General features: G+C 50.9%; 1 protein-coding gene. It reads right to left on the reverse strand.

From position 1 onward, the window contains the following. The coding region (locus tag ACLI08_RS16385) for a hypothetical protein (protein WP_411429585.1) at nucleotides 1-265 on the reverse strand (265 nt) is incomplete at both ends.

Consider the following 265-nt stretch of genomic DNA (forward strand, 5'->3'; position numbering starts at 1 on the left):
CTGAACAGTCGTCGCTGTTGGAGCCGCTGGCGTAGCCGGAGCAGCATTGATAGTTACCGAAGTCGCAGTCGAGATACAACCCGAAGCATTTTTAGCTGTTACGCTGTACGTTCCTGCTGCAACACCTGTAAAGGTAGCTGATGCCTGGTAAGTCGTTCCGTCAATACTATACGTAACACCTGTTCCCGTAGGAGCAGTTACTGTTATCGAACCTGTAGCAACTGAACACGTAGGTTGAACACTCGTTACTGTTGGAGCCGCTGGC

The organism is Flavobacterium sp. RNTU_13 (assembly GCF_046614455.1).
GTDB lineage: Bacteria > Bacteroidota > Bacteroidia > Flavobacteriales > Flavobacteriaceae > Flavobacterium.